The sequence below is a fragment of the Flavitalea plasmicola genome (assembly GCF_030546645.1).
GTDB lineage: Bacteria > Bacteroidota > Bacteroidia > Chitinophagales > Chitinophagaceae > Puia.
In genome coordinates this window covers 638,546-662,446 of sequence record NZ_JAUOTO010000005.1, presented here as the reverse complement: position 1 = coordinate 662,446, position 23,901 = coordinate 638,546, and the positions used below count along the sequence as shown (strand labels likewise).

The 23,901-nt window shown below is 50.9% G+C and carries 22 protein-coding genes; 18 read left to right on the top strand and 4 right to left on the bottom strand.

Features of this window, described 5'->3' with window-relative positions; genetic code table 11:
• The first annotated feature begins 125 nt into the window (after positions 1-125).
• The 7 genes from Q4E93_RS21030 to Q4E93_RS21005 all read left to right on the top strand — a co-directional run bounded on the left by Q4E93_RS21030 (position 126) and on the right by Q4E93_RS21005 (position 4,009).
• A complete protein-coding gene (locus Q4E93_RS21030; protein ID WP_303588603.1) occupies positions 126-1,115 on the top strand; it encodes a DUF2157 domain-containing protein in 990 nt (329 codons plus the stop codon).
• Complete coding sequence (locus Q4E93_RS21025; RefSeq protein ID WP_303588602.1) at positions 1,102-2,250, top strand: hypothetical protein; 1,149 nt, start codon at positions 1,102-1,104, stop codon at positions 2,248-2,250. Before Q4E93_RS21030 ends, Q4E93_RS21025 begins: the two co-directional genes overlap by 14 nt.
• Positions 2,251-2,254: 4 nt before the next feature.
• On the top strand, positions 2,255-2,728 hold the full coding sequence (locus tag Q4E93_RS21020) for an RDD family protein (RefSeq protein ID WP_303588601.1): 474 nt from the start codon (positions 2,255-2,257) through the stop codon (positions 2,726-2,728).
• A gap of 340 nt (positions 2,729-3,068) precedes the next feature.
• Positions 3,069-3,485, top strand: coding sequence for a DUF6088 family protein (locus Q4E93_RS21015; RefSeq protein ID WP_303588600.1), 417 nt, complete (start codon positions 3,069-3,071; stop codon positions 3,483-3,485).
• Positions 3,466-3,594, top strand: coding sequence for a hypothetical protein (locus Q4E93_RS21010; protein WP_303588598.1), 129 nt, complete (start codon positions 3,466-3,468; stop codon positions 3,592-3,594). The genes Q4E93_RS21015 and Q4E93_RS21010 overlap by 20 nt, the downstream gene beginning before the upstream one ends.
• Positions 3,595-3,603: 9 nt before the next feature.
• Entirely contained in the window at positions 3,604-3,807 is a 204-nt protein-coding gene (locus Q4E93_RS34480; protein ID WP_368501892.1) for a nucleotidyl transferase AbiEii/AbiGii toxin family protein, read from the top strand.
• Positions 3,755-4,009, top strand: a complete 255-nt coding sequence (locus tag Q4E93_RS21005; RefSeq protein WP_303588597.1) for a hypothetical protein — start codon at positions 3,755-3,757, stop codon at positions 4,007-4,009. The genes Q4E93_RS34480 and Q4E93_RS21005 overlap by 53 nt, the downstream gene beginning before the upstream one ends.
• A gap of 15 nt (positions 4,010-4,024) precedes the next feature.
• Here the strand turns inward: Q4E93_RS21005 and Q4E93_RS21000 are convergent, their stop codons facing one another.
• Together Q4E93_RS21000 and Q4E93_RS20995 are read right to left on the bottom strand one after the other, a co-directional pair.
• On the bottom strand, positions 4,025-5,068 hold the full coding sequence (locus Q4E93_RS21000) for a M35 family metalloendopeptidase (protein WP_303588595.1): 1,044 nt from the start codon (positions 5,066-5,068) through the stop codon (positions 4,025-4,027).
• Between the two features lie 24 nt (positions 5,069-5,092).
• Positions 5,093-6,292, bottom strand: a complete 1,200-nt coding sequence (locus Q4E93_RS20995) for a hypothetical protein (RefSeq protein ID WP_303588593.1) — start codon at positions 6,290-6,292, stop codon at positions 5,093-5,095.
• Between the two features lie 201 nt (positions 6,293-6,493).
• Between Q4E93_RS20995 and Q4E93_RS20990 the strand changes: the two genes are divergently transcribed.
• On the top strand, positions 6,494-6,877 hold the full coding sequence (locus Q4E93_RS20990; RefSeq protein WP_303588591.1) for an RNA-binding S4 domain-containing protein: 384 nt from the start codon (positions 6,494-6,496) through the stop codon (positions 6,875-6,877).
• 3 nt (positions 6,878-6,880) lie between these two features.
• Here the strand turns inward: Q4E93_RS20990 and Q4E93_RS20985 are convergent, their stop codons facing one another.
• Together Q4E93_RS20985 and Q4E93_RS20980 are read right to left on the bottom strand one after the other, a co-directional pair.
• A complete protein-coding gene (locus tag Q4E93_RS20985; RefSeq protein WP_303588589.1) occupies positions 6,881-10,057 on the bottom strand; it encodes a SusC/RagA family TonB-linked outer membrane protein in 3,177 nt (1,058 codons plus the stop codon).
• A gap of 5 nt (positions 10,058-10,062) precedes the next feature.
• On the bottom strand, positions 10,063-11,190 hold the full coding sequence (locus Q4E93_RS20980; RefSeq protein ID WP_303588587.1) for a FecR family protein: 1,128 nt from the start codon (positions 11,188-11,190) through the stop codon (positions 10,063-10,065).
• A gap of 167 nt (positions 11,191-11,357) precedes the next feature.
• On the opposite strand from Q4E93_RS20980, the gene Q4E93_RS20975 reads away from it, so the two are divergent.
• From Q4E93_RS20975 to Q4E93_RS20930, 10 genes are all read left to right on the top strand, one after another.
• On the top strand, positions 11,358-11,897 hold the full coding sequence (locus tag Q4E93_RS20975; RefSeq protein WP_303588585.1) for an RNA polymerase sigma factor: 540 nt from the start codon (positions 11,358-11,360) through the stop codon (positions 11,895-11,897).
• Between the two features lie 472 nt (positions 11,898-12,369).
• Positions 12,370-12,915, top strand: coding sequence for a hypothetical protein (locus Q4E93_RS20970; protein WP_303588583.1), 546 nt, complete (start codon positions 12,370-12,372; stop codon positions 12,913-12,915).
• A gap of 125 nt (positions 12,916-13,040) precedes the next feature.
• Positions 13,041-13,886: a CHAT domain-containing protein gene (locus Q4E93_RS20965; RefSeq protein ID WP_303588580.1), complete on the top strand. Its 846-nt coding sequence runs from the start codon at positions 13,041-13,043 to the stop codon at positions 13,884-13,886.
• A 31-nt stretch (positions 13,887-13,917) separates the two neighbouring features.
• Entirely contained in the window at positions 13,918-14,586 is a 669-nt protein-coding gene (locus Q4E93_RS20960) for a hypothetical protein (protein WP_303588579.1), read from the top strand.
• A 7-nt stretch (positions 14,587-14,593) separates the two neighbouring features.
• Positions 14,594-15,760: a ThiF family adenylyltransferase gene (locus Q4E93_RS20955; RefSeq protein ID WP_303588577.1), complete on the top strand. Its 1,167-nt coding sequence runs from the start codon at positions 14,594-14,596 to the stop codon at positions 15,758-15,760.
• A 1-nt stretch (position 15,761) separates the two neighbouring features.
• Positions 15,762-18,161 carry a COR domain-containing protein gene (locus Q4E93_RS20950; protein ID WP_303588576.1) on the top strand — a complete coding sequence of 800 codons (2,400 nt, stop codon included), beginning with the start codon at positions 15,762-15,764 and terminating at the stop codon, positions 18,159-18,161.
• Positions 18,162-18,167: 6 nt separating this feature from the next.
• Positions 18,168-18,971 carry a hypothetical protein gene (locus tag Q4E93_RS20945; protein ID WP_303588574.1) on the top strand — a complete coding sequence of 268 codons (804 nt, stop codon included), beginning with the start codon at positions 18,168-18,170 and terminating at the stop codon, positions 18,969-18,971.
• Between the two features lie 9 nt (positions 18,972-18,980).
• A complete protein-coding gene (locus Q4E93_RS20940; protein ID WP_303588572.1) occupies positions 18,981-19,916 on the top strand; it encodes a ubiquitin-conjugating enzyme E2 in 936 nt (311 codons plus the stop codon).
• Positions 19,913-21,088 carry a hypothetical protein gene (locus tag Q4E93_RS20935; RefSeq protein ID WP_303588571.1) on the top strand — a complete coding sequence of 392 codons (1,176 nt, stop codon included), beginning with the start codon at positions 19,913-19,915 and terminating at the stop codon, positions 21,086-21,088. The genes Q4E93_RS20940 and Q4E93_RS20935 overlap by 4 nt, the downstream gene beginning before the upstream one ends.
• On the top strand, positions 21,081-23,846 hold the full coding sequence (locus Q4E93_RS20930) for an ATP-binding protein (protein WP_303588569.1): 2,766 nt from the start codon (positions 21,081-21,083) through the stop codon (positions 23,844-23,846). The genes Q4E93_RS20935 and Q4E93_RS20930 overlap by 8 nt, the downstream gene beginning before the upstream one ends.
• The last annotated feature ends 55 nt before the right edge of the window (positions 23,847-23,901 follow it).

The window sequence follows — 23,901 nt, the reverse complement described above, 5'->3', positions numbered from 1 at the left end:
ACAAACAAAACGTCGCATCTTATTTTTTATTTTTCCGCATGCATCACTAGTACTATTTCATCACTGGAATGTTGTCAGAGAAGATTTACCTTCCGCAACCGTTATATTTTTCCTATATTAACCCCATGGAAATCCCCCTGTTCCGAAAGCTCCATGTTGAAGGGCTGATCCCGGAGGAGTCTTTGCGAAAGGCCGAGACCCTGGAAAGCCAACGACTTTTTTCCCTGCACTGGGAGCTGAAACTGCTGCTCTACCTGGGCGTGGTCCTGCTCAGCGGCGGACTGGGTATCCTGGTCTATAAGCACATCGACACCATCGGGCACCAGGCCGTGCTGGCCTTCATCGCACTCGTAAGTGCAGGTTCTTTCCTGTACTGCGCCCGCAAGAAGCCCTCCTTCCACTGGGGAAAGATGGCAGCAGCCGATGCCGTCTACGACTACATCCTGCTACTGGCCTGTCTCAGCCTGCTGACCTTTGTGGGCTATCTGCAATATGCCTACGAAGTCTTCGGCCACCATTACGGGCTGGCCACTTTTATCCCGATGATCCTGCTCTTCATCAGCGCCTACTATTTCGATCACCTGGGGGTACTGAGCCTGGCGGTCACCAACCTCGCCGCCTGGGCGGGCATCGCCATCACGCCCCTCCACCTGCTGCAGGACAGCAATTTTGCCAATGACCAGGTGATCTACACGGGTATCTTGCTGGGTTGGGTACTGATGGCCGCGGGCCGATGGTCCTCGCAAAGCGGACGCAAGGCGCATTTCGAGCCCACCTATACGAATTTTGGCTTTCATTTGTATTTCGTGGCGGCGCTGGCAGGGCTCTTCACGCATGACAGCCTCTACCTGCTTTGGTTCCTGGTATTCGCAGCCATCGCCTGGTTCCTTTACACGCAGGCCATGGCACGCAGATCCTTTTACTTTGTCGTCTTCATTGTATTATATACTTATATCGCGTTGAGCTATGTCGTCGTCCAGTTGCTGGAAAATATCCAGGGTAACGGATTCAATATCCTTGTCCTGGGACTTCTTTATTTCATCCTGTCCGCCGTGGGAGTGGGCTCATTACTCATCCGTCTAAACCGAAAGCTCAAGAACCATGAACGCCTATAAACCCGGAGCATTTGATCATCACCACATTCATTCCCAGGCAACCGAAGCCTTGCAAAAAGGTGTCATCGACAAGGCCACGCATGATCGTATTGTCGAAGCTTACCCCGACACGCTTTATACCCCGAACTTCTTTGTTCGCATGGGGCTTTTCCTACTGGCCGTGCTGGCGGCGGCCTGCGGATCGGGGCTACTGGCGCTGATGGGCTTAAGTAGTGAGACAGCATTCCGTGCGATGGTGATCATTGCCGGCTTTGGCACAATCGCGGCGCTGGAGTTGTTTATCCAGCGTCGCAGCCCTTTTCGTGCGGGGCTGGATGATGGACTGCTGTACGCTGCCGTCTGCCTAATATACTTTGGCATAACTTTCGAAACCCAAAACTTCGGTCCCACCCTTGAATGCCTGATCCTGCTGGTCATCGCACTGGTCTGCAGTATCCGTTATGTAGATGCACTAATGGGGCTGGTGGCTTATGGCGCCTTCCTGGGGTTCATCTATTCCAACGCCGTACATTGGGGCGACACGGGCCGGGCGCTGCTGCCTTTTATCTTGATGATCGCTTCGCTGGCGCCCCGTCCTTTGCTGAACAAACTAGTCAGGCGCGAAGTCGCCCTTCCCTGGCGGTACACCCTGCACCTGCTGCAAGCCGCGACCCTGGTTACTTTTTACCTGGCGGGCAATTATTATGTCGTCCGGGAGGCGAACGCGCTGATCTCCGGTGTCTCTGGCCCCATTCCAATGGCCTGGCTCTGGTGGACGCTGACCGTCCTTACCCCTTTCGTATATATTACCTGGGGCATCCGAAAAAAAGACCCGATCTTTCTTTGGGTGGGCATGGCGCTAGTGACGGCGGCCGTCTTCACTTTCCGATACTATTATCATGTACTGCCGGCGGAGTTGGCCATGGTCATTGCCGGAGTGGTGCTGATCGTACTGGCGTATCTACTGATCCGATACTTGCGCATACCCCGCAACGGCTTTACTTCCGCTCCTGCCGATGAGCCCCATCCTCTGGACACCCCCTTGGTGGAAGGGCTGATCGTTGCGGAAACCTTCCAGCCACAGCAGCCGGCCGATGCCGGACTCCAGTTTGGCGGCGGGTCCGGTGGAGGAGGCGGAGCCGGAGGGGAATATTAAAATGATGGAACCAGAAGAACATATATTATCCGATTTCGAAGTGGAGTTGGACCCGGCTAATCGCAATCTGCGTTTTGTGAATTTCATTGTGGACAGGCTCCTGTTCTATTTCTTTTCCAGGGCCTTCAATATCCTTTGGGGTAAATTCCTGCGGATAGCGCTATATGAAACGGAAACGGACCGTTATACCGCGCTAACCATCAACCTCCTCTATGCACTCTTCCTGTATGCCTTCTTCATGGGGCTGACAGAAGGTCTGTTCAGAGGCAAGACCCTGGGCAAGGTTTTCACCGGGACGCGTGCCGTAAATCCGGATGGCAGTCCCATTTCCATGAAGACGGCCTTTCTCCGCGGCCTGTCCCGCGTGGTGCCTTTCGAGCCGTTCTCCGCCTTCGGCGGCGACTGGCCCCGTCCCTGGCACGACAAATGGACGGATACCTATGTGATTGTGGAAAAGACGTCGGTGACGAGGGGATGAATAATAATCTGTGAATAGTTGGTCGAGTGCTTCCCTCGGTTTAGCAACAGGTTAATTTGCTTTCTTTTTCCTAGCCGTGGCCTGTGAACCAATGCTCCGGGTCTTCTTCTTGGGTGCACGGGTGATCTTGCCAGTGGCTTTGTACCTAGCAATGACTTCGCTGAAGAGCTTTTTGTCTTGCTGGTGGGTTCAACTACAAAATCAACGCCTTTAGGTTCTTTTATATAGCCCAAATATGACTTATTTGTTTGAGTTAAACTATTGGTTAATCTGCTTTAATGTTGGTGTTACGGGAAGATAAAATTGTCTTATTTTCACCTTAATTATACATTATCTATCAATGAAATACAGCAAAACATTAGAAGGGAAAATAGCCACTCGGATTGCCCGAAAGCAATCGTCGGTTTTGCTACGTGAAGATTTTGATAATCTGGGCGGCTATGACCAGGTCGGAAGGGCCTTGCTTTCGCTTACCAAAAAGGGAAAGCTGATCAAGATCGGTTACGGGCTCTACGCAAAAGCAAAGGTTTCTTCTCTAACTGGAAATACCATCCCGGTAGAGCCCTTGCCTAGCCTGGCCAGAAAAGCATTAGACAGACTAGGGGTCGCCGCACTTCCCTCCCAGGCGGAGATCGACTACCAGCAAGGACGTTCTACGCAGGTACCTACTGGTCGGTTGATCGGCGTGAATAAACGCATCAGCCGCAAGATTGGCTACAACAATATAGCTGTCAATTATGAACGCCGTTCCCAGTAAGATCGTCATAGAAGAAGTAGCACTGGAGTTGGGCATAGATCCGGCCTTTGTCGAAAAGGACTGGTATGTGGTGCAGATGCTTAAACTAATAGCAGGCATGGATTTGTAAGGTGGCAAATTGATATTCACTGGCGGTACCGCACTTGCAAAAGCTCATCGAATTCTACAACGATTCTCCGAAGACATCGACTTTCGACTGGTGGCCCCAACACGACGACCCCGATCTCGTCCGACATATCCACGACCTGGTAGCCTAGCAGCAGCAGGCTATGGCGCATCCAGATTTCAAACGCCTCGCGATCGAAATGATCGCCCGGGATGACTATCGGAGCCCTAAGATTTCTGGGCGGCCCCTAAAGGACAAAATGACTATTCTTGTTGATACGCTTGAAAAAGACGTTGAGTATACCGCTGAATATAATCGTTTTGTTCATGGTATGTCCTATGCCATTGGAAAGGTGCCCAACTTCGCAGAGGCAGTACAGAGCTTAAAACAACTGGCAGATTACTTACTCGAACCTTAGGTACTATCAGTCAAATCACCCCCTCGCAAAAAACTCATGACTATCCGCATTCCTGATCGCCTTGCCCGGCTGTTTCACTGCCAGCTTCATGCAATCCTGCTCGCCATAAGCATTATCCTCCGTCAGGGCCGAAGCATGACTATGTTCATGCACCATCGTTCCGGCCTTTGAATCCGCCCCGGTATCCGGTGCGCTCCAGAAGGCGCGACATATCCAGATAGTCCTTGTCCGTGGATACGTATAGGCATAATCGGTCTTCCCGCAGCCCTCCTTGCTGAGATCATATATGAAATGCCTGGTCTCGAAGTCCTTTTCTATTTTCCGGAAATTCTTCTTTACATGTGCGAAATGCGCCTGGGTATAAACACCAAACCATGTGTTATAGAATGATCCTTTTTTCATTCCTTCCAGGGCCTTCACCGCTATACGATAGCCATTTTCATGCGCTTTAATGACCTTTGCCTGCTGCGCGGGCGTGCCACCCTTGCAGGTACATGGCAACAAGGCAAGCCCTTCCGCCATCAAACCCTGAGGTCTCTGGGCAGCATCGCTTTTGAGCTCCATTCTCCGCACCATTTCCCCCGCAGTAAGCCTGGGCTTTACGCCTCCAAAAATCATGAACGCGGCTTCTTTACTCCGAACCTTCAGGTTCTTGCCACTGATATTACTGGTGGACGCCGTGAGCAGGAGCGATTCCGTCACCGGTTGACGGAAGTACACCATTTTCTCCGCCTTATACGCAACTTTTACCCTGCCGGGCTTCGAAATATCATAGCTTTCGCCCACGTCGATCTTAGCGCTGGCTGACTCGCCTGGATCAAGCGAAATGAAATCTTCCGGCCCCGGTTTGCCTCTTTTGATAAGCTTTCCGTCATAGGCAATCCTCTTTCCATTGTGCTGGACAGCAAGGCAATCCGTCTTCATCCCTTCCAGGGGAGTGTTCCATTTTAAGATATGGACAGGTTCCTTTGAATGATTGGTAAGTTCGAAGATCAGCGAAGCCGCTTCGTCTTTTTTGTAAGTGGCGTGTGCATATACTTTTGCAGTGATGAGTTCCATTCTGTCCTGTTTAAAGTTTTTCTTTCATAGACCGGCTATTACCGCCCATGCCGCAAAAGAGCTCATGACGCTGGTCCATTTGCCATAACATGAGTAATACCAAACCGCCCAATGCGTCTGCATATTTTTTTTGCCCGTATCCGCGACGAAGGTGCCATTTATCTGGGGATCGGAAACATTTCTAATAATGAGCCATTTAGGAGGATCTGTAACGTCATCCTGGCAAACCAGGCCAAGGACGGCATCTCCCATTTCTACGCCACAACCAATTTTCCATAACTCCTGCGCATTGTTTGAATTACCGTATTCAAAATAATCCGTTGTGAGAATAGGTTGGAATGGTCTAAGTTTTGCATTGGCAGCGCTCGCTTTTTCATGAATGATGTTCGGCGCAAATTTTCTTTTCAGTTGCCAATTGGTGCCAGTATGCCGGAGTGTCGGGGGCCCAAAGGTTGCTGGATCGTCCAGCTTGTCAACGTAAATATTCATCAGTTTTTCCGCCTCGTCAAAATAGGTAATCGGAATATTCCAGTCAGATTTATAGGTTTTATTATTAAAAGATGCGTTAGCAAATTCCTGTTTACAATGAAACAGGGCAGCCCGTGTCACCAGTACATCGCCAAGGTCATGTTCGAGCTCGATACCTCCCCCGGTGCCTACAGAAAAGATATGTGTACAATTTGTCTCCTCAATGATCTGTTTGAACATATCCCGGACGGGCAGCGAGGTTTGCGTGCCATTAAAATTCTTAATGCCGTCCTGGTTCAGATGCAGCTCGGACTTAAAGCAAAGCACCTTTTTATCCTTGATACTGGTCATAAAATAACTGCCCAGCCTTTGCGAATGGGAGGCTGGAGACCCTTTGCGTGTCTGCATTGCGTATTTTTCCTTAAAAAAACGGTCATATTTATACCATGCCGCGCTGCTGTGTTTGGGTGTCATGACCATAGCCAGCCCATCCTGCTCATCCACCGTCCAGGTCACAATCACTATATCCGCCTTGGGCAATTTTGCATCAGATCCAGGAACAGGGTTGATCGGCTGAGGCACAGGCGTCAGCCCCCCCGGAAACGGAATAGGACTAGCTGCAGCAATTACAAACTCCTCTGGTAGGAATGTGCCCCCGATCGCCCCTTCACTGTCGGGCAAAGCGTTGCCCGCCGAAAGAAGCTGCCTCGCAAGCTGCTTGCGATATTCCAATTCCTCCTGGCTAAGTTCGCGCATACTATAAGATTTAATTGATTACTTCATAAAAATGACTTGCAAAGCAAATTACTCAATACCTGCAGAGCAAACAACGGGGAAAACACCCAATTTTGCCTCAACCGAAACGATAGGGGAAAAACACCCATTTTATCCCAACTGCCGCAAGCACAATTTCTTCGTAAATTTGCCTCCCGGGCGCCCAACGCCCATTTTAAGACTATGCCTGAAAAAGAAAAGCTCAGACTGGACAAATACCTTTGGTCCATCCGCCTGTTCAAGACCCGGGCGGAGGCGACGGACGCATGCGGCAAAGGAAAAGTAAAATACAATGGGGATGCCGCCAAAGCCTCCAAGTCCGTCAGTGTCGGCGACGAGTACGAGGTGAAGACGGAACATAAGCGCTGGCGCATCAAAGTCACGGGGCTCCTGGACCACCGGCTGCAATATTCCGAGGCCATCAACTATTACATCGATATTACCCCTGCCGAAGAGATCGAACGCCTGCAGTTCCAGTCTGCCAGTTTCAATACAGGCAAACGGCAAAGCAAGATCGGCAGGCCGACGAAGAAGCAAAGGAGGGAGCTGGATGATTTTATGGAGTAGTTACTACCAGCTCATCTGGACGCCGGCGACGAATGTCTTTAAAGGAGGTAAGATCAATATATTCTGGATCTCCGGGTCGGCATTGCTGTAAGGTGTCAGGGTCAGCATATTTTCGCCCTGTAAGAAGCATTTCACCTCTGCAAAAGGCATCCTATGCACCAGTGCTTTCGGCAACTGGTAAGACAAGTACACAGACTTCAGTCTCGCATAAGAGGCGTTGGTCAGCATGGCGCTGGACGCCAGGTAATAGTTAATGGCCTGTCCCGCGATGGAAGTGATCCGCGTCGTCTGGCGCTGGTAGCGGGCCGCGTCACCCGACTGGCGCCACACATTCAACATATCAGTCGTTTGATTGCTGTATAGACCGGATGATATGGAGCCTGGCGGGTTATGGGCATACAAGGTTGCCTGGTAATTGATGCCCTGCTGTATTCTCCATTCTACTGTGGTTGAAAGTCGGAAGCCATGCCATACCAACGTATTGACCAGCCCACCAAAGGCAACAGGGTCCAGGTTCCCGGCAATTTCCCGGTCGGCAGCCGTCAGCTTGCCATCGCCGTTCTTATCACTAAATTGGAAAACACCCGTTTGTCTGTCGACACCCAGATAACGTAATGCGTTGAAATTTGTAAGAGAATGGCCAACAGCCAGGTTCCAACTGAATGGAGAACTGGCCAGGTCCGGGAAGGCCATCAGTTTGTTTACGGGGAAGCTGGCATTGACGGATGTGATCCATTTGAAATGCTTATTGTCGATGGTTCTTGACGTTACGGTGAATTCCCAACCACTATTCTGCACGACGATGGGATGATTGCTATATATCATCGGGCCTATCGCGGGGTACATTTCAGGTAACAATTGATTTAAGCTGTGATTACGGTACCAGGCCGCCGTCAAAGTACACCTGTTATCAGAAAACGCCAGGTCCAGTGCTATTTCCTTCTTGACAACACTTTCCCAGGTGATGCCACCATTCACCTTCTGTATGGGAGCCAGGGAATTTCCAGAGCGATATCCCTCTCCCAACTGGTCGTTACCCGTCACGCCATAGCTGGTCCTCCATCTGCCAAAGCTGATAAAAGGCAGGTTCCGCCGGACAAAAGGTTCTGCTGAAAAAGTCCATGCCAGGGCAACAGCTCCGAAATTACCAAATTGCATTCCCTGGCTGAAACGGGCGTTGCCATCCCTTCTGCCAGTGAGTCGGAGCGAAAATTTTTCTTTCCATTCCAGATTGAGCTTTGTGAACACTGCTCCATGCAGTTCATTGGTTAATTCACGAATTGAAAAACCTATATTTGAAAAAACATAGACATCACTGTACAAGCCCTGCCAGGAGCCGCCGGCAAGTACGCCGATCTGCCATGGGCCGGTATGCCTGCGATATTCCAGGTGAGGTTCCACGATCCAGCTCTTATAGCCTGAGGAGGCAAAATAATTACGGTCGATGGAATCGCCAGGCGGCGGTAGTGTCCAGGCAGGTATTTTGCTATTCTCATGTACACGCACACTGCTATAGCCCACATTATTCGTCACAAAAAAATTGCTGCCTGCCCGGTAGACAATGTTGGCCGATGCAAGGCAATTGAAGGATCGGGCCTTATAAGGATTGTTGATATACGACAGCGGATTGTCAAAAGTCAGACCTCCTTCACTCCATGCGATCTCACCATCTTTTGACTGCAGAGAAGGCGCGTTGGGAGCCAGGAACTGAAGGCGGGTGATATCCGTAATATATTGGCGGTTCTCATCTAACCCGAACAATCCGTTGACCCTGACACTCAGGCTTCCGCCCCCCGATCGGTAATTAAAATTCCCTGTCGTGGAAAATACATCGTGCGCCGGATGGGTGGGGAATACGTCCGTTTCCCACAGACCATGACATCCTAAGAAATAGTTCATCCGATCGTTGCCTCCTGTCCGGGATACCTGCAGATTTGTATTACGCCCCACACCTCCAATAAAATATTTACCAAAATCCGTATTACGGGTGGTGTCCCAGTGCATCAGCTCCGGTGCGTGTATGGCGTCGGGCTCCAGGCCATCCGTCCGTAAAGCTTCCAGCCGCATGGCAGTGTATTGCTTTGTATTCATTAAAGAAGGGCGTGTAGTCACCGCAGAAAAACCATTTGACATCTCCAGCTTTAATGACGGTTTATTTGACACACTATGCCTGGTTTTAAAAAGGACTACGCCGTTGGCACCACGTGAGCCATAAATGGCCGTTGCATCTGCATCTTTCAGCACTTCAACGCTTTCTATGTCATCTGTCAGCAGGAAGGAGAATGGATTGAGAGATCCGGCCGCATTACCTGTGGTAATATTGGAGACCGATTGGTTACCGGCAGCAAAAGGAATTCCATCTATCATAAACAGCGGACTGGTGCCATTGAGGATCGAAGTCCTACCCCTGAGGACAATATTCATGGAGGCGCCATGCACGCCACTGGATCGGGTGACAAGTAAACCAGGTATTTGTCCTCCCAATGCCGAAAGTATGTTTGATGAAGGCTGGTCCGCCAGTATTATACGATCCATCTTTGTCATGGCAACTTCCGGCCGCGCCTTTATATAACCATCATCAATTACGGTTACCACCGTCTCCAGGAGCGGCTCGCTCCTGTGCCGCATCTTTATCCGCATGGGTTGATACCCCTCAATTGAAATAGTCCCCATCTCCCTGCCAACAGCAGTATAAAGTAATGTATCGGGTAATTTTATGATCTCTACTTCGGCTATCCCATCAGCGCCCGTTTTGAATATCTGACCATTGCCCTTCAATTGCAGGCTGGCGCCAGGCAGCACCTCATCATCGTCGTCTACGACCATCACCTGGAACGAATGGCTTGTATATCTGACAGGTAGGTTCTGTTTTCTTTCGATCCAGATGGTACTACCCAGGATCGAATATTGTACTTCCCGGTCGTTGAATAACAGGCCTAATGCCTTTTCAAGAGACAGTGTTTTATAGCCAGCCGTCAGCCTGCGGCGCGGATCCAGGGTACCATCCTCATAATGTATGCACAAGCCTGTAGATTTCTCGATAACATTCAGTAAATCCCCGACTGTTATGGCCCTGTCTGGAATGATAATCGATTGGTGGAACTTCGATTGTCCGCAGACATCCCCGCACACCAGGTTGAGGATAATAAATACCGGGATGATATGAGCCTGGACCTTCATATTGTTTAATGGTCTTGCCTGATAATGATCTTTCTTCCTTCCGTGCTCAAATGTATTTTGCCCGATTCCAAGAGGTGTAGCAACATCCCTAGCGGCAGATCTTTGCTTACATGCCCCCCGCCCAGCGCTCCGGGAGCGATCGGGTCCAGCACATTGTCGAAGCAGATCTCTCTTATTCCATACCATCCAGCTATCTCATCCATTATCTGCTCAATATCCTTGCTGGTGAAATTGAAATAGGGTGATCGCCAGGCTAATGACGCCAATGTATCCACGTGCTCTACCGTACAATTCTCTATATTATTTCTATTGATCCATGCCTCCACACCTGGTCCCATAGACATCGACTTACCCCCATAATATACCCGGATGGCTCCGGACATCAGGGTTGCCTGCAAGCCACCTTGCCTGGCATAATCCCGCAGGGCAAAGCGGGTGCCCAGAACAGTAGTGACGCCTGTCGCCGTCCTGACGGCAAATGGACGGTAGGCATCCTTCGCAATATCAAAAAAAGCCTCCCCCTCCAGCGTAGCTACTCTTTGTGGAGGCATGTCCTTCGGGAAATCCAACATATAGGAAAGCCTCGACCCCGGGCCAAGATCCACTTCCGAACCATCGGGCAGATGTACATGCCAGGACTCGGCATATGGAACGGAGATACTATGATAGCCCGAACCTGGTGGCGCAAATCCTGAGGTTGAACAATTACAACCAATGTAAGTCAGAACATGCAAGTCCGTTTTCTTTATGACCCATCCGTCTTTTTCAATCGAATCACCCACAGGCACCTGGTCCAATCGGACCTTCTTGTCACCAAAAGTGGTGAGGCAGGCAAAAACGGATGGATATACCGAGGTGTCACCGACAGGCATATTCCCAAAATTGCAAATTCTGAGCGCATCTTCACCCGGTGCAGCAGATGAAATAGAAAATTTATACACTGTATAGGGTATCGCTGCGACAAGTACAATAACAGCAGCGCCCCTGAACAGCCTGGTCATGCGGGTCCTGGGGGGCGCCTTTACCTGTTGCCTTTCATTCTCTTTGATCTTATCATCCATTTTTCCAAGAATGACCTCGTCATCTCTTTCTAGCAGCATCTTCAGTTGGGAAATCCGTGATTGGTCGGGCATGCAGGTTAGTTGATGTTATAAGCTTGGTCGGGGAAAAGCGGTATTGAAACACATCATATTAAGAAAAGAACTGCCGGCACCGGGAAATAATTTACGTTAAAGTTCCGTGGCACACCCCACTGGATCCCGATGAAAGGTTTTCAATTTACCACACCTTAATAATCAGCATGCTCCCTGCCTTTGATACAATTTATCATGAATATAAATCGAAGATCTATTTATACTGTCGCAGGCAGCTGGAGAAAGAGGACGCGGAAGATGCGACAGCAGAAGCCTTTTTTGCCCTTTGGAAGAATAAAAAGAAGTTGATAAGCAATGAACATGTAAAAAACTTTCTATACCTCGTTGCCCGGCAAAAAGTGTCGGCATTAAACAAGGAAAACAAACGTAAAGCTGTATTTTTTGTGGGGGACGCCCTTTCGGATATTGCCGACGAAGAAATTGCTATTAAAGAGAACGAGCAGCTGGAAGACCTTTTAGTACAGATGCTCCTTTGTAAGGCAGATATGCTACCCACTCAATGCAGGGAGGCCTTTACATACTATCTGGCCAATAAATCCGCGGCCGAGACCTCGGCCATGATGGGGATAAGTGTAAAGGCAGTATACTTTCACTGGGCGGCGGCAAAAGAAAGAATCCGCGCATCCCTGCATAATAATGAGGTTCTGCCGGAAGAAGCACCATCAAAGCTCCGCTTGTCCATTTAAAGTATTCGTCCTTTTTTTTAGGGGGTTCGTGTATTTTTTCAAAAACTCACTGGTAATTTTTCTGCTTCCTCACTATATAATATGGCCCGGCGTCTCAGCCGGGATCTACGTTTACCCCGATCAGAGGAATCTCTCAGGTTCCTGAATGCCTGTTTCTGCACAGGCTAGTACCATTTTCTTGTCCTGGTGTTTCCATTGAAGCAATCAAACTTTAAAACAACGGTCATGAGCAATAGCAGGGGTCTAGGGGTCGTCCTTTCGCATCATCCGGTCACTTTTAAAATTCCGCTCTTACATACCTTACTCCATTCTATCGTCTTTCTATCCCTCTATGTCCTGGAAATGATATTCACAGATACCACCTGAACAGGCAGGTCAGGATAGTACTTTGTACTGTGCTGAGTGTTATAGCGCCCGGGAATGCCCTGGAGTGGCATATCGGATGGTTATTGCCTAAACATCGTCAATAATTGTGAGCAAAAAATCAGATTTCGGCGGGCTGGAATTGCTGGACCGGCAAATAATGATGTTCAATATAATTGTGGCGTCACTTCTGACCTGCACGGTATTGTCATGGGCAGCAACGGGATGGGTTATCTATAGCCTGTCGCTTCAATTTAAGGCAAAGACATTATCCGAATGTTCAGTCATACTGGCCGGTAAATCCCCCTTGTTGCTCTTTACAGGAGTAGTGACTACTTTTTGCAGCCTGCAGTGCTCAAGATGCTGGGCGCAGCTGAAACATTACCATGCGGAAAGGATAATCCTTGCGCGACGGTGCGGGACTGAAGGGTTTACCGGTCGTGGCGCACCGCCTACAGCCCCCGGAAGAAATCTGGAAGCATCGCTGAGAGAGAGCAAAGAGCCCCCGGAACAAAAAGAAGAGGTTACCAAGGAAATGGGACAGGTCGAAAAGCAGAAATTAAAAATATTATTAACAGACCTTATCAAAGAATTCGGGAATCCGGAAAGGAAAATACACAACAGGGAAAAGAAGGACCCGGACAATCCTATGTAGCATATTTCATGAGCACGCCTCCATCGCTGCAAATCCTGGATCCCAATATTCTCTGCAATACTACTATTTACATCTGTACATTTTCGGAATTGGAGTTGTAAAACATAAACATTCATTGAATTACAATGGTATATAATACTATCCGCCGGCTGATCGAAAGAGACCAGCTGGAAAACGCGCTGGAGAGCCTACTAAGCGATCTTTCTGCCCGCAGAGAGGATCATTATTCCAATGAGATCCTGTTGCACAAAGCTTCTTTAGCGGATATAAGCCGTCAATTCCGGCAGGGCCTCATCAGGTATGAGGATGCGGCGCAGTCCAAAGCCCGGCTACGAAGCGCCGTCCTCGCGTTGATCGATGAGGCGGAACGGGAGCAGTCATACGAAAAGAACCTGGCCGCTAACCTTCCGCTGAAAATACTCTTCCTGGCCGCGGCGCCGTCGGACGAGGTGAGGATCCGCGTCGATCGGGAGTTCAGGGCCATCGGACAGTCGCTTACTGCAGCAAAGGAACGGGAGCGCTACGTGCTGGAAAGCCGTTGGGCCATCACACCTGCCGATCTTCAACAGGCGATGCTGGCAGAACAGGCAGACATACTGCATTTTGCAGGCCATGGGACAGAAAATAGCATTGTACTGGAAGATGGGAATGGATGTGCCAGACCGGTGACTGAGGATGCGCTGGATAATCTATTGTGGCTTTTTTCCGGCAGGATAAAATGCGTGATCCTCAATGCCTGTTGTTCCGCGCCACAGGCTGCGGTTATAGCCAGGCATGTTCCGTATGTGATTGGGATGAACAATGCGATCACTGATCATGCGGCTATTTTGTTCGCTACTGGTTTCTATCGGGCGCTGGGTGCGGGGTATGATGTCCCGTTTGCTTTCCGGACAGGCATAAATGCCATAGCATTGGAAGGGGCAGCGGGCAGCACGATCCCCGTATTGCTATGTAAGGATCCGGGCCAATGAGCCTCGCTTCATTCATTCAATTATCTGCTCTATGTTCAGAAAAGATGTATTGGTACAATTGTTCAGGGAAGAGATTAGGAGCGGCGAGAAGATAGCCCAGGACCGGAAAAATAATATCCTTCCGGACCTGGCACTCCTGAAAACGACTATCAGGTCCGGTTGGTGGGTTAAAAAATGCCCGGTTTGCCGCGATCTGTTCCGGGAGAATGACCTGGTCAGGATCTGCCCGGTATGCAAGCAAGCCTATCATGACGATGCTGCGTTCAACCTGCGGTGCTGGGGCAACCATTTTTCTGCAGGCGATACGTGCCTTCAATGCCATGAATTTACATGGAACGGTATCCTGCCGGCTAAGGAATTTTTTTCCCAGACAGAGCGGCGTCCTTTTCCGCTGATGGAGGAACAATTCTTCACCGGACTGCTCAGCACCTGGAAAACGTTTGGGAATGCCCCGATCCGGATCGTCAGACGGGGAGACCTGATAATAGGCAACCGGTGCCACATGTGCCGGTATAAATTCCGGGAAGGCGACAGGGTCGTTAAGTGCCCTTGCAGCAGCAGCTGCGAAGAATACTTTCACAGTGACATATTGAGGGACCTCACGTGCTGGAATGAATGGAACGGAGAATTGGGCAAAAATTATTGCCCGGTCTCTTCCAAAGAGTACGAGGTAAAAACCAGATTCAAAAAATTATTCTAGCACTGATATGGATACCCATGTAATCGACCGCTTTGACAGACAGACGCGTATCAGGGGATGGGACCAGGGCTGTCTTCAACGGGCAACCGTCATGGTCATCGGCGCGGGCGCTTTGGGAAACGAGATCGTTAAAAACCTTGCCCTGATGGGTATAGGCAACCTGCTGGTGGTAGACTTCGACAAAGTGGAACCTTCCAACCTCAGCCGCACGGCGCTTTTTTCGGTTTCGGATATTGGCCAATATAAGGCGGAGCGGCTGGCCGGGGCTGCAAAAAAACTTTATCCATCCATCCGGTCCCGCTATATCAATGGGGACGTACTATTCGACCTGGGATTGGGTTTTTACAGGAATGTGGACCTGGTCATCGGCGGGCTGGATAACCTGGCGGCACGTTCACATGCCGGCACCTATGCGGCTTTGGCCGGTAAGCCGTACCTGGACGGGGGCGTATGGGAGCACGGAGGCGAGGTGAAGTGGTTCTTTCCTGGAAAAGGTGCCTGCTATGACTGCCTGCTTAGCGAGCGCGACCGCCATAATATGGCTGAACGATATTCCTGCACCGGTTTTATTGCTTCACCATCTCCCTTTATGCAACAGGTTTTACCCACTACGCTTGCGCCGATCGCCATCGTAGGGGGGATCATAGCGCAGGAGGCCTGTTATTATTTCACCGGTCTGCGGGCGATCCACCCGGGTGAAGCCATCGTCTACAATGGTCTTGACCTGGGTCTGCACAGGTCGGTCCTCCCGGAAAACCCAACTTGTCTCAATCACCCGGCGCGGCCTTACGATCCCGTGGAGACGTTGATGCGTCGTGCGGATGATCTTTCCGCATCGGAGCTGCTGGGGCTGGCGGCCGAAAAGCTTGGGCCGGAGGTAATCCTGGAGCTGGGCAGGCATTTCCTCGTCGATCTGCGCTGTACGGGCTGTGGGGCAATTGAGGAGATCAGCCAGCAGATTGCCAGGGTGCCCGAAGAGAAAATCCATTGCCCTGCCTGCGGGGCGATAAGGAGGAAGAACGCAGTCGGTTCGGTGGGATTAAGCCATGCGCTGGCGAAGCGGTCGTTGTCTGCGCTGGGCATACCGCAGGGAGAGGTGATAACCGTGTGGTCCGGCCGGGGTACAGGGTTTTATGAGCTGACAGGGGATATTAAAAAACTTTTTCCAAACTGAGATGGTCACAAAAAAGCTTTATATAAAGGATGCCGCCGGAAGTCTTTACGCGTGCGAGGTCTCCAGGGATACATTGATAGCTGTTTTGTCGGCAGAATTTTTCGAGGCGAACGAGCGGGGGATGAGTAAGGCTAATGGACTTGAGCATAGAGGGGTTGTCGAATATATAGATGCGGTAACGGGGCAACACATCAGGCTGCGCGACGATCAGTCGCTGGAGGAGGCCATGGTGCCTGATGGAGCCATGTTACATATCTACCCGGCAGCAATCGCGGGCGATCCGGGCCGTCCTGTCCAGGATATTTTTCCGGCGCCTGCTATGATCCTTCTCAAGCTGATCTCTCTCTTTGACCCGTTCCCGGACAATGCCTATACCATCCGGCTGCGTCCGGATGAAAGTATTGAAAGCGCCGCCCTTCAACTGCATAAAAAAAGGCCTATTACTTCCGGTGTCATCCTCTGTAAGGAAAGCCGTAAGATCATCAACCCGGTGTCACCTGCCGGAAGGGAAGAAATACCAGACAATGCAACGCTGATCTGGGGGCCGATTGATGAGATGCTGGATCTGCTTGACCAGTCGGAGTTACTGTTAAAAGTGCCCAATGAGCTGATCCAGCAAGGATCGAGGCCTGTATTACAGTACCTGGAGATCCTGCGGGCGGACCGGGATGGGCATGCGCATAAGCTGCTGGAATGCAAACTGGCATTTCTTGGCTCCGGGGCAGTGGGGAAAACGTCACTGATCGAACGGTTACGGACCAACACCTTCGACCCTCTCACAATGAAAACAGAGGGCATCGATATCCTCGGCTGGATGGTCCTGCGGGACGAACATTCTCCCGTAAAAGTGAATGTATGGGATTTCGGGGGGCAGGAGATCAATTATGCCACACACAAATTCTTCCTCACCGAGCGGACAGCGTATGTGGTTGTCACTTCACTGCAGATAGATGATTACCACTGCGAGATGGACCTAGAGTACTGGCTTTCGCTGATAAAAGGCTTTGCGCCGCGGTCTCCGGTGGTAATTGCGCTGAACAAATCCGACGAGCAGAGTATCAGGATCGCGCAAAATGCGCTGCGGGAAAAATATCCGCAGATCATCGGGTTTGTCGAGACTTCCTGTGCCACCGGGAAGGGCATGGGGACATTGCAGCAGCTGATTGCCGCGGCGATCAAAAGTATGCCGCACCTGGACGACCTGCTGCCTGCTCATTATTTCCGGGTAAAAAAAGCGCTGGAAAAAAACCGGAGAAATTACGTGGACTATCCCCGGTATAAGACCCTTTGTAAAAAAATAAATGCCGACTTCAGCGATGAAGACATGAGAAGCCTGCTGAGGCTACTGAATGATCTGGGGATTATCGTGAACATAACAAACAACCGCCATTTGGAGGATAGCCATGTGCTGAAGCCGGAATGGATCACCAAAGGAATCTACCAGATCATGGGCTCCGACGAGCTCAAGCGCAGGAATGGCAGGATCGGCGAAGAAGAGGTGATGCCCATCCTGGATAAAGGCCTATGCCCTACAGTGAACGATGTGAGGATCGTGCTCAACCTGATGATCCATTTTAATTTCTGTTACCGGATCAACGAAGAAACGTTTGAAAACGGAATGCCCAGGTATACGTATTACTTCCCCTCTCATTTTCCACCCGACAGGCCGGCGATCCTGGGCTATGTGACATCGCCGGACTGTCTGCGTTTCTTCTTCGAATATTCATTGCTGCCGGAAGAGGTGTTCCTGCGATTCATCGTCACCAACTTTTACCGGTTGCAACAGTATTGGAAAGGGGGCTGCGTCTACGTACGGTCGGAGAATAACGAACACCTGTCTGCGCTGATCACGGTGGATAAACTGGCCAGGAGGATAGCCATCGAGATCACCGGAAAGGGAGGGAAGCGGCTGCTGCTGGAGGTCCTGCGCGAGCAGCTTTACCGGATTAACCGGACGCTTGTAAATACCCGTGTCAGGGAGTTTATTGTAGACTATATCACGGGCACGGTCCCCATCGATTTTAACGATCTGACGATCTACGAGGAGGAAGGCCGGGATGAGATCTTTATTCCGGCCCTTCGGAGGAACCTGTCGGTGAAAAGGCTGCTGTATGGTGAGAACGGAAAGGACCATAAAGGATTTGCCGGAGTAGTGGAACTGGTTAAGGAAGGTCAGGTCCGCGAAGCAGTCCGGCACATGGACCTGGTCCTGAAGGCACATGCGCTTTCAGAGGTAGAGGTGCATGAATGGATCATGATCCATGCCAGGTTTAATGGAGTCTGGAAAGAAAGGGCCTCTCTGCCAAGGGAAGAGTATGACCGTTCGCAAAATACATGTATTGTAAGCTTACTTGATTTTATCAGGTCATTGGAAGATCGCAATGGCCATCTCTCTAAATAGAAAATTATGATAAAGGAAGATTTCTGTTTTGTCATGATGCCTTTCAGCAACGAGCTGTCAGGTGTTTATTTTGACGCCATCAAACCAGCGGTGGAGAACAAAGGGCTTAAATGTATCCGCGTGGATGAAGATGAACAGCCCGGCAGTGTCATTAAACGGATCATCGAAAATATCAGGCGTGCCAAGGTGATCATTGCGGACCTGACGGACAGGAACCCCAATGTCTTCTTTGAGCTGGGGATCGCGAACTCCCTGGGTAACAATACCATCGTTATCGCCCAGGATATCCACGAGGTTCCCTTCGACGTGCAAGGCTACCAGGTGATTGTTTATGAGAATACAATCTCCGGCGGCGCAAAGCTTCGCAGGCAGCTGGAAAAGAAGATCGCCAGTGTCGAAGAATGGAGCCTCCGCCCGAATAATCCTGTGTGGGATTTCCTGCCGGAAAGGATTATCTCCGAAGGCCAGTACAAGCAGGTGCTGGACGAGCTGCAGGACGCAAAGGGAAAATTGCAGAGCAGTCAGCGACACCTGGAGGCCTATGAGGAAATGAAGCTTGAGCACCAGGAAATGAAACAGCAATTCAATGGTCTTTCCGATAAAGCGAAGGAGCTCGATTTGCTGCAAAAATGGCTGGGACTGTTGTTTATGGGCCCGGGAAGCGCTCCGCAGGACGGGCCGCCTGATTTTATGAGCAGGGTCCGGGAGGTGGTGGAACAGGTACAAAAAGAGGGACAGGTATCGATCGATGTGGCCAGCACACAGAATGACGGAAAGAAGAAAAAAATCATTTTTACAAAAATTCAATAAATCATCCTTATGCCAGGGAAAAAATTATATATCCGGGATACCTCCGAGAGCGCGTACGAATGCGAGATAGATCCCGCCACCACCATCGGCACTATTGCCGCCGAGTTCTTTGAAGCCAGAGATTGGCCGCAGCAGGACTCTTATGGCAGCGGCCAGCGAGCCGTGGTGGAATATGTAGATCCCAGGACCGGTAAGAATATACGATTGGGTGCCGATCAGTCGATTGAACAGGCCAATCTGCCCGATGGCGCCATGCTGTATATCTATCCGGAGGCAGTTGCCGGGTCGATAGATATGAGGAGAAGACTGGCGGCGATGAAATCTGACCAGGAGGATATGAGCGGTCTTCCGGACGGCTATCCGCATATTTCCTATGAGACCAACAGGGACGATAAACCGGATGAGTATACTATTACTTTTAACTGCAGGAGCTTTGCAGCCCCTCCTATCCATGAGGGTGAACGTCCTGAGTTCTCCGATCTTCACCAGGTGAAGATCCTGCTGACAGGGGAATATCCGCGGGAAGCCCCGCTGCTGGAATGGATGACGAAGCTGTTCCATCCCAATGTCAATACAGATGGCCTGGTATGCCTTGGCCCGTTGCGCGAGCGTTACCTGCCCGGCCTTGGGCTGAAACGCATCGTCCTGCTGCTCGATGAGATGTTGCATTGGAGGAATTATGATTTCTGGGAGCCTTATAACCAGGAAGCAGCCGAATGGGCTATGAAACCCGCTAACTGGCCGTACATCGAGGAGATCGGGGGAATCAGGTTCACCGTTCCTTATAAAGAGCTGATCAACCCGGAGAATTGGGGGGATACTGAAAAGAAAGGCGCTTTTTTCAAAGGTACCCCCCAACCTCCGCACCTGCTGGCGCAATGGAAAGAATACCAGCTCCGTCAGAAGATCCGGTTCAATCGTATTAACCAATCAGCTATCTCATGATCAGTCCTATCCCCACCGGTTACCAGTTTCTGATCGTATACAAACAGCAGGACCAGGAGATAAGACGCTTTGCGTTCATCCCTTATTCCTTTGTAGCAACCTCGATTGACAAGCTGATAGGCCCTGTCCTGCAGGCCGCGGGCATCCGGCTGAAAGAGGCCTGGTTTATGCTTATCCCCGAACCCGGCATCACGCCGGGTGAACTGCGGCGCCCGCAGTCGCCAGGCGCCGGTTTCCATGGGGAAGAAGGATCTGACAGACCAGCCCGTTTTTCTTCCCTTGTTCTGCCCGGCCCCGGCGCGGCGATTCAATGGCTGCGGCTAGAAGTCAACGAGATGAACGAGATGATCTATTCCTGTCACCTGTCTGTAGAGGAGCTTTTTATGTACTTTATCGATAAGGTCGCGGCGCTGGCATATGGTCCCGGGCTGAAAAGTGGTTCCATAGTTTATTATGAGCTGATGCTCTCGAGGGACGACAATGCCGCATTTTCCGATCCGGATGGCGATGCCACACTGGTAGTGCCTGAAACCTTTTCAGGTAAAGATGTTTTTGAGCTTCCCAGGCTAAAAAGCGACAGGACCAGAATTTCTTTCAGTAAAGTAAAGAGCGATGTTCTCCCATTGTATACTCCTTCCGGTCCCTCTGGTGCGCAAACCAGGGGCCGGGGCAGGTATGCTGAAAGCCGGGTTGTCCTGACGCCTGACGTCTATCACCAGCTGGTAGAAACGCTTCCGTTAAGTCAGTCCGAGGAAAACGGAGGTTACCTGGTAGGAAATGCCTACAGGCAGGCGGAGGGACCTGAGAACGAGGAGGAAAAAGGATTCAGGTGGATAATAGAAATCACGGCGATCGTGCCGGCTGAACACGCATTTGGCAATTCGCTGCTCCTGCTGTTCACCAGCGAGACGTGGAGCAAGCTCAACCAGGCGATCTCCCGGGATTTCCCTACGCAGAAGCTGCTGGGCTGGTACCATACGCATCTTTTTGCAGCAAGCGACAGCTTTGGGCTCTCGGAGCTGGACCAGTCCCTGCACCGGCAATTTTTTACGAAACCCTGGCAGGCAGCGCTGCTTTTAAATATCGATAAGACAGGCCGGGAGCTGCGCTGCTTTCAGAAAAACGACTCCAACGGACGGCTGGAGGAAACAAAATACGAGGTCTATGTCTGAGAACCATTTTACGTTTCAGCGTATTATTACGTACTATATGTATGAGCAATTTGATCAAGGCAGGAGGAAAGCCCGCCGGGTATTCGAGCGGTCGAGGGTGGAGTCCGCTTCGATCCTGGTGACGCTTGGCAACGGGCAGGCGGGGGCAGAGAACTGGATAGGAGACGTAACATTCAAAATTGTCAGGATCGCGGAAGAGCTGGAGGTTATAGGGAGCAACACGATCAGGAAACTGGTCGGGCATGATATGCCGTCTGTGGACTTCGAAATGCCGCTTTTTCCTGTTTCCGAAGAGCTCCCCACCCATGGTCCTTATGCAGTACTGGTTTCCGTGGAGGAGCAGACGCTGGTGACGCATACATTCTTTGTCAGTAACCTCGGGAACGTTACGATCAATCACAACCCATATTTTTCTGTCAATGACGTAAAGGTCTACAACGAGGAGAAAACCTCGACCATTGGCATTTCTAAAAGATCCGTCAGCCAGTTTGCCCTCTCAGAGACCGGCCAGGTGGATGTGGAAGTCTACCTGAAGAACAAAATCTATGAAGGTTCCTGGTTCTGCGAACTTTTTGTCTCCTGCTATACGGAAGAAGGCGAGCTGAAAGAACAGCAGTCGGTGCTGCAGGTAATCAGGGATACAGACACTGACTTCACGGTTTCCTGCCGGTTAGGGACAGGGGAGGAAAACTTCTGGCGGCCAGGAACATACCGGATCCTGGTGTCTTTTATGGAAACCGTTGTGGCGGAATGTTACATTTCTTTCGGGGAAACAGAAGAGCAGGGGGGCATCCACCTGGAAACTGATCCGCATGTGATCACAAAAAGAGGTGAGATAGAGAAGGCCAGAAAGAAACCCAATGCTTTTACGCGCATACCCCTGCTGAGTGAAAATCCCGTCTTCCCTGCCACGCTTGATGACAAGTCCGCTATCAGAATCGCCTACCACGAAGACCTGGAAAGGATTACGGGCTATATCCGGAATGGCCTGTCGGTGCTGATCATCTGTGACAAGGTGATTACCGAGCTTATTTACAAAGAGGTCTGCTGGCGCGCCAACAAGACGGCCATCCTCGATAATTTCAATTTCGATGTAAAGGATTTTATCAACCGGATGCACCGGCTCGTGGATGGTGAGATCCTTATCCTTCGGTCCCTGGAGGTCCTGTCCGATGCGCTGGTGGGAAGCAGCATCCTTTTCCAGCCCGATAAGACCGGCAATCTGCCGCAGATCATGGCCTTCTGTGACGCCAGCACACCTATCAAGCCGGTGCTGAGGAGAAGGTTTGCACTGCCAGAACGGGTTCAGGGTATCCCGCGTGAAATAGAGATCAACGGAGTCATGCGCAATCCATTGCCTTATCTGATCACCAGCGATGAGAAAGCACTTTTTAATGACTTCAACGAGCACGAACTTTACAAACAGGTGGCTGGTCTCAACATCCTGCAGTTCCGGCATGCTTTCAAATATATCCAAAGTGTCTTTAAGGAATCTGCCAGCTCACAGAGCATCTACCAGACACTGCGGGTCTTTAAACAGCACTCCAACAGCAACGACATCGATCTGCCCACGGTCAGTTTTGCCGACATCGGCGGATATGAAGACGTCAAGCAGCAGATCCAGATCTCTCTGTCGCTGTTTCAGCAGGATGAGGAAAATTTGTCAAAGGAGCAGCAGCAGGACACGGTACCCAAGGGCTTTATCTTTCATGGACCACCCGGGACAGGAAAGACCATGTTTGCCAAGGCCATCGCGAATAAGCTCAATGCAACGATCCAGATGATCAGCGGGCCGGAGATCATCGAAATGTGGGTAGGAAAAAGTGAGGAGAACCTCAGGGAAGTCTTTGCAACTGCGCGCCGGAATGCGCCTTCCGTTATCCTTTTTGACGAGTTTGACAGTATTGCCAGGAAAAGGACCAACGTGAACACGGGAGGGGCGATGGTGGCCAATTCACTGATGGCGCAGCTGCTGACGGAGCTGGACGGCTTCCGGCCGATCGATGGGGTGCTGGTAATCGCTACGACGAACCGGATCCAGGACATCGATCCGGCGCTGATGCGGCCTTCGAGGCTCCGGCGCGTGCTGATCAGCCTGCCCGACCTGGACGCGAGAAAGAAAGTGGCCAGTCTTCATGCGCAGCACTATAAGATCGATAAGATCGTTGCCATTACGCTGGAGATCTGTATGAAGCATTTTAAAGCGTGGCAGGAAAGTGCGGAGGACGGACAGGAACGGCAGATCTCCGATACCTTCTTTTCCGAGATCACTGCAACGTTCCCGTCCATCGCCATGCGGTTGAAAAATGAGTCGGCGCAGCTGGAACTGCGTTCTGAAATTGCAGGGTTTCTCACCTTCCTGCAGGGGCTGGAGCAGAAAGGCGGGATGGAACCACGCGATACGACCCTGGTCAAAGCCATCGCGGGCCGTTTTGAGTCGATGAAGAGCAAGATACAGCCTGCCGGAACTGCGGTCCCCGATCTGCAGTTCAGCCCGAAGACGGTGCTGGAGCGGGAGTTCGAGGAGATCTATACGCTCCTGCAAGGTGAAGTGTCCGAGAACCCGGCATTTATCACGAAAGATTACATGACCTTCCTGATCGACCTGATCGCGGAATTTACGGAGGGGTGTAACAACGACCAGATCGGCAGCCTGTTCAAAGAGGCGCTGATCGCGCACAGCCTCGAGGGCAGGCTGCTGACGCCCCGGTATTTCGGGGAGCAGATCGGGGTGATCAAGGCGATGAAAGAGCCATGAACTAATGGCGCGTAGCACTATAAAGTTGTGTCCAAACCTCGATAGAAAGCGCCCA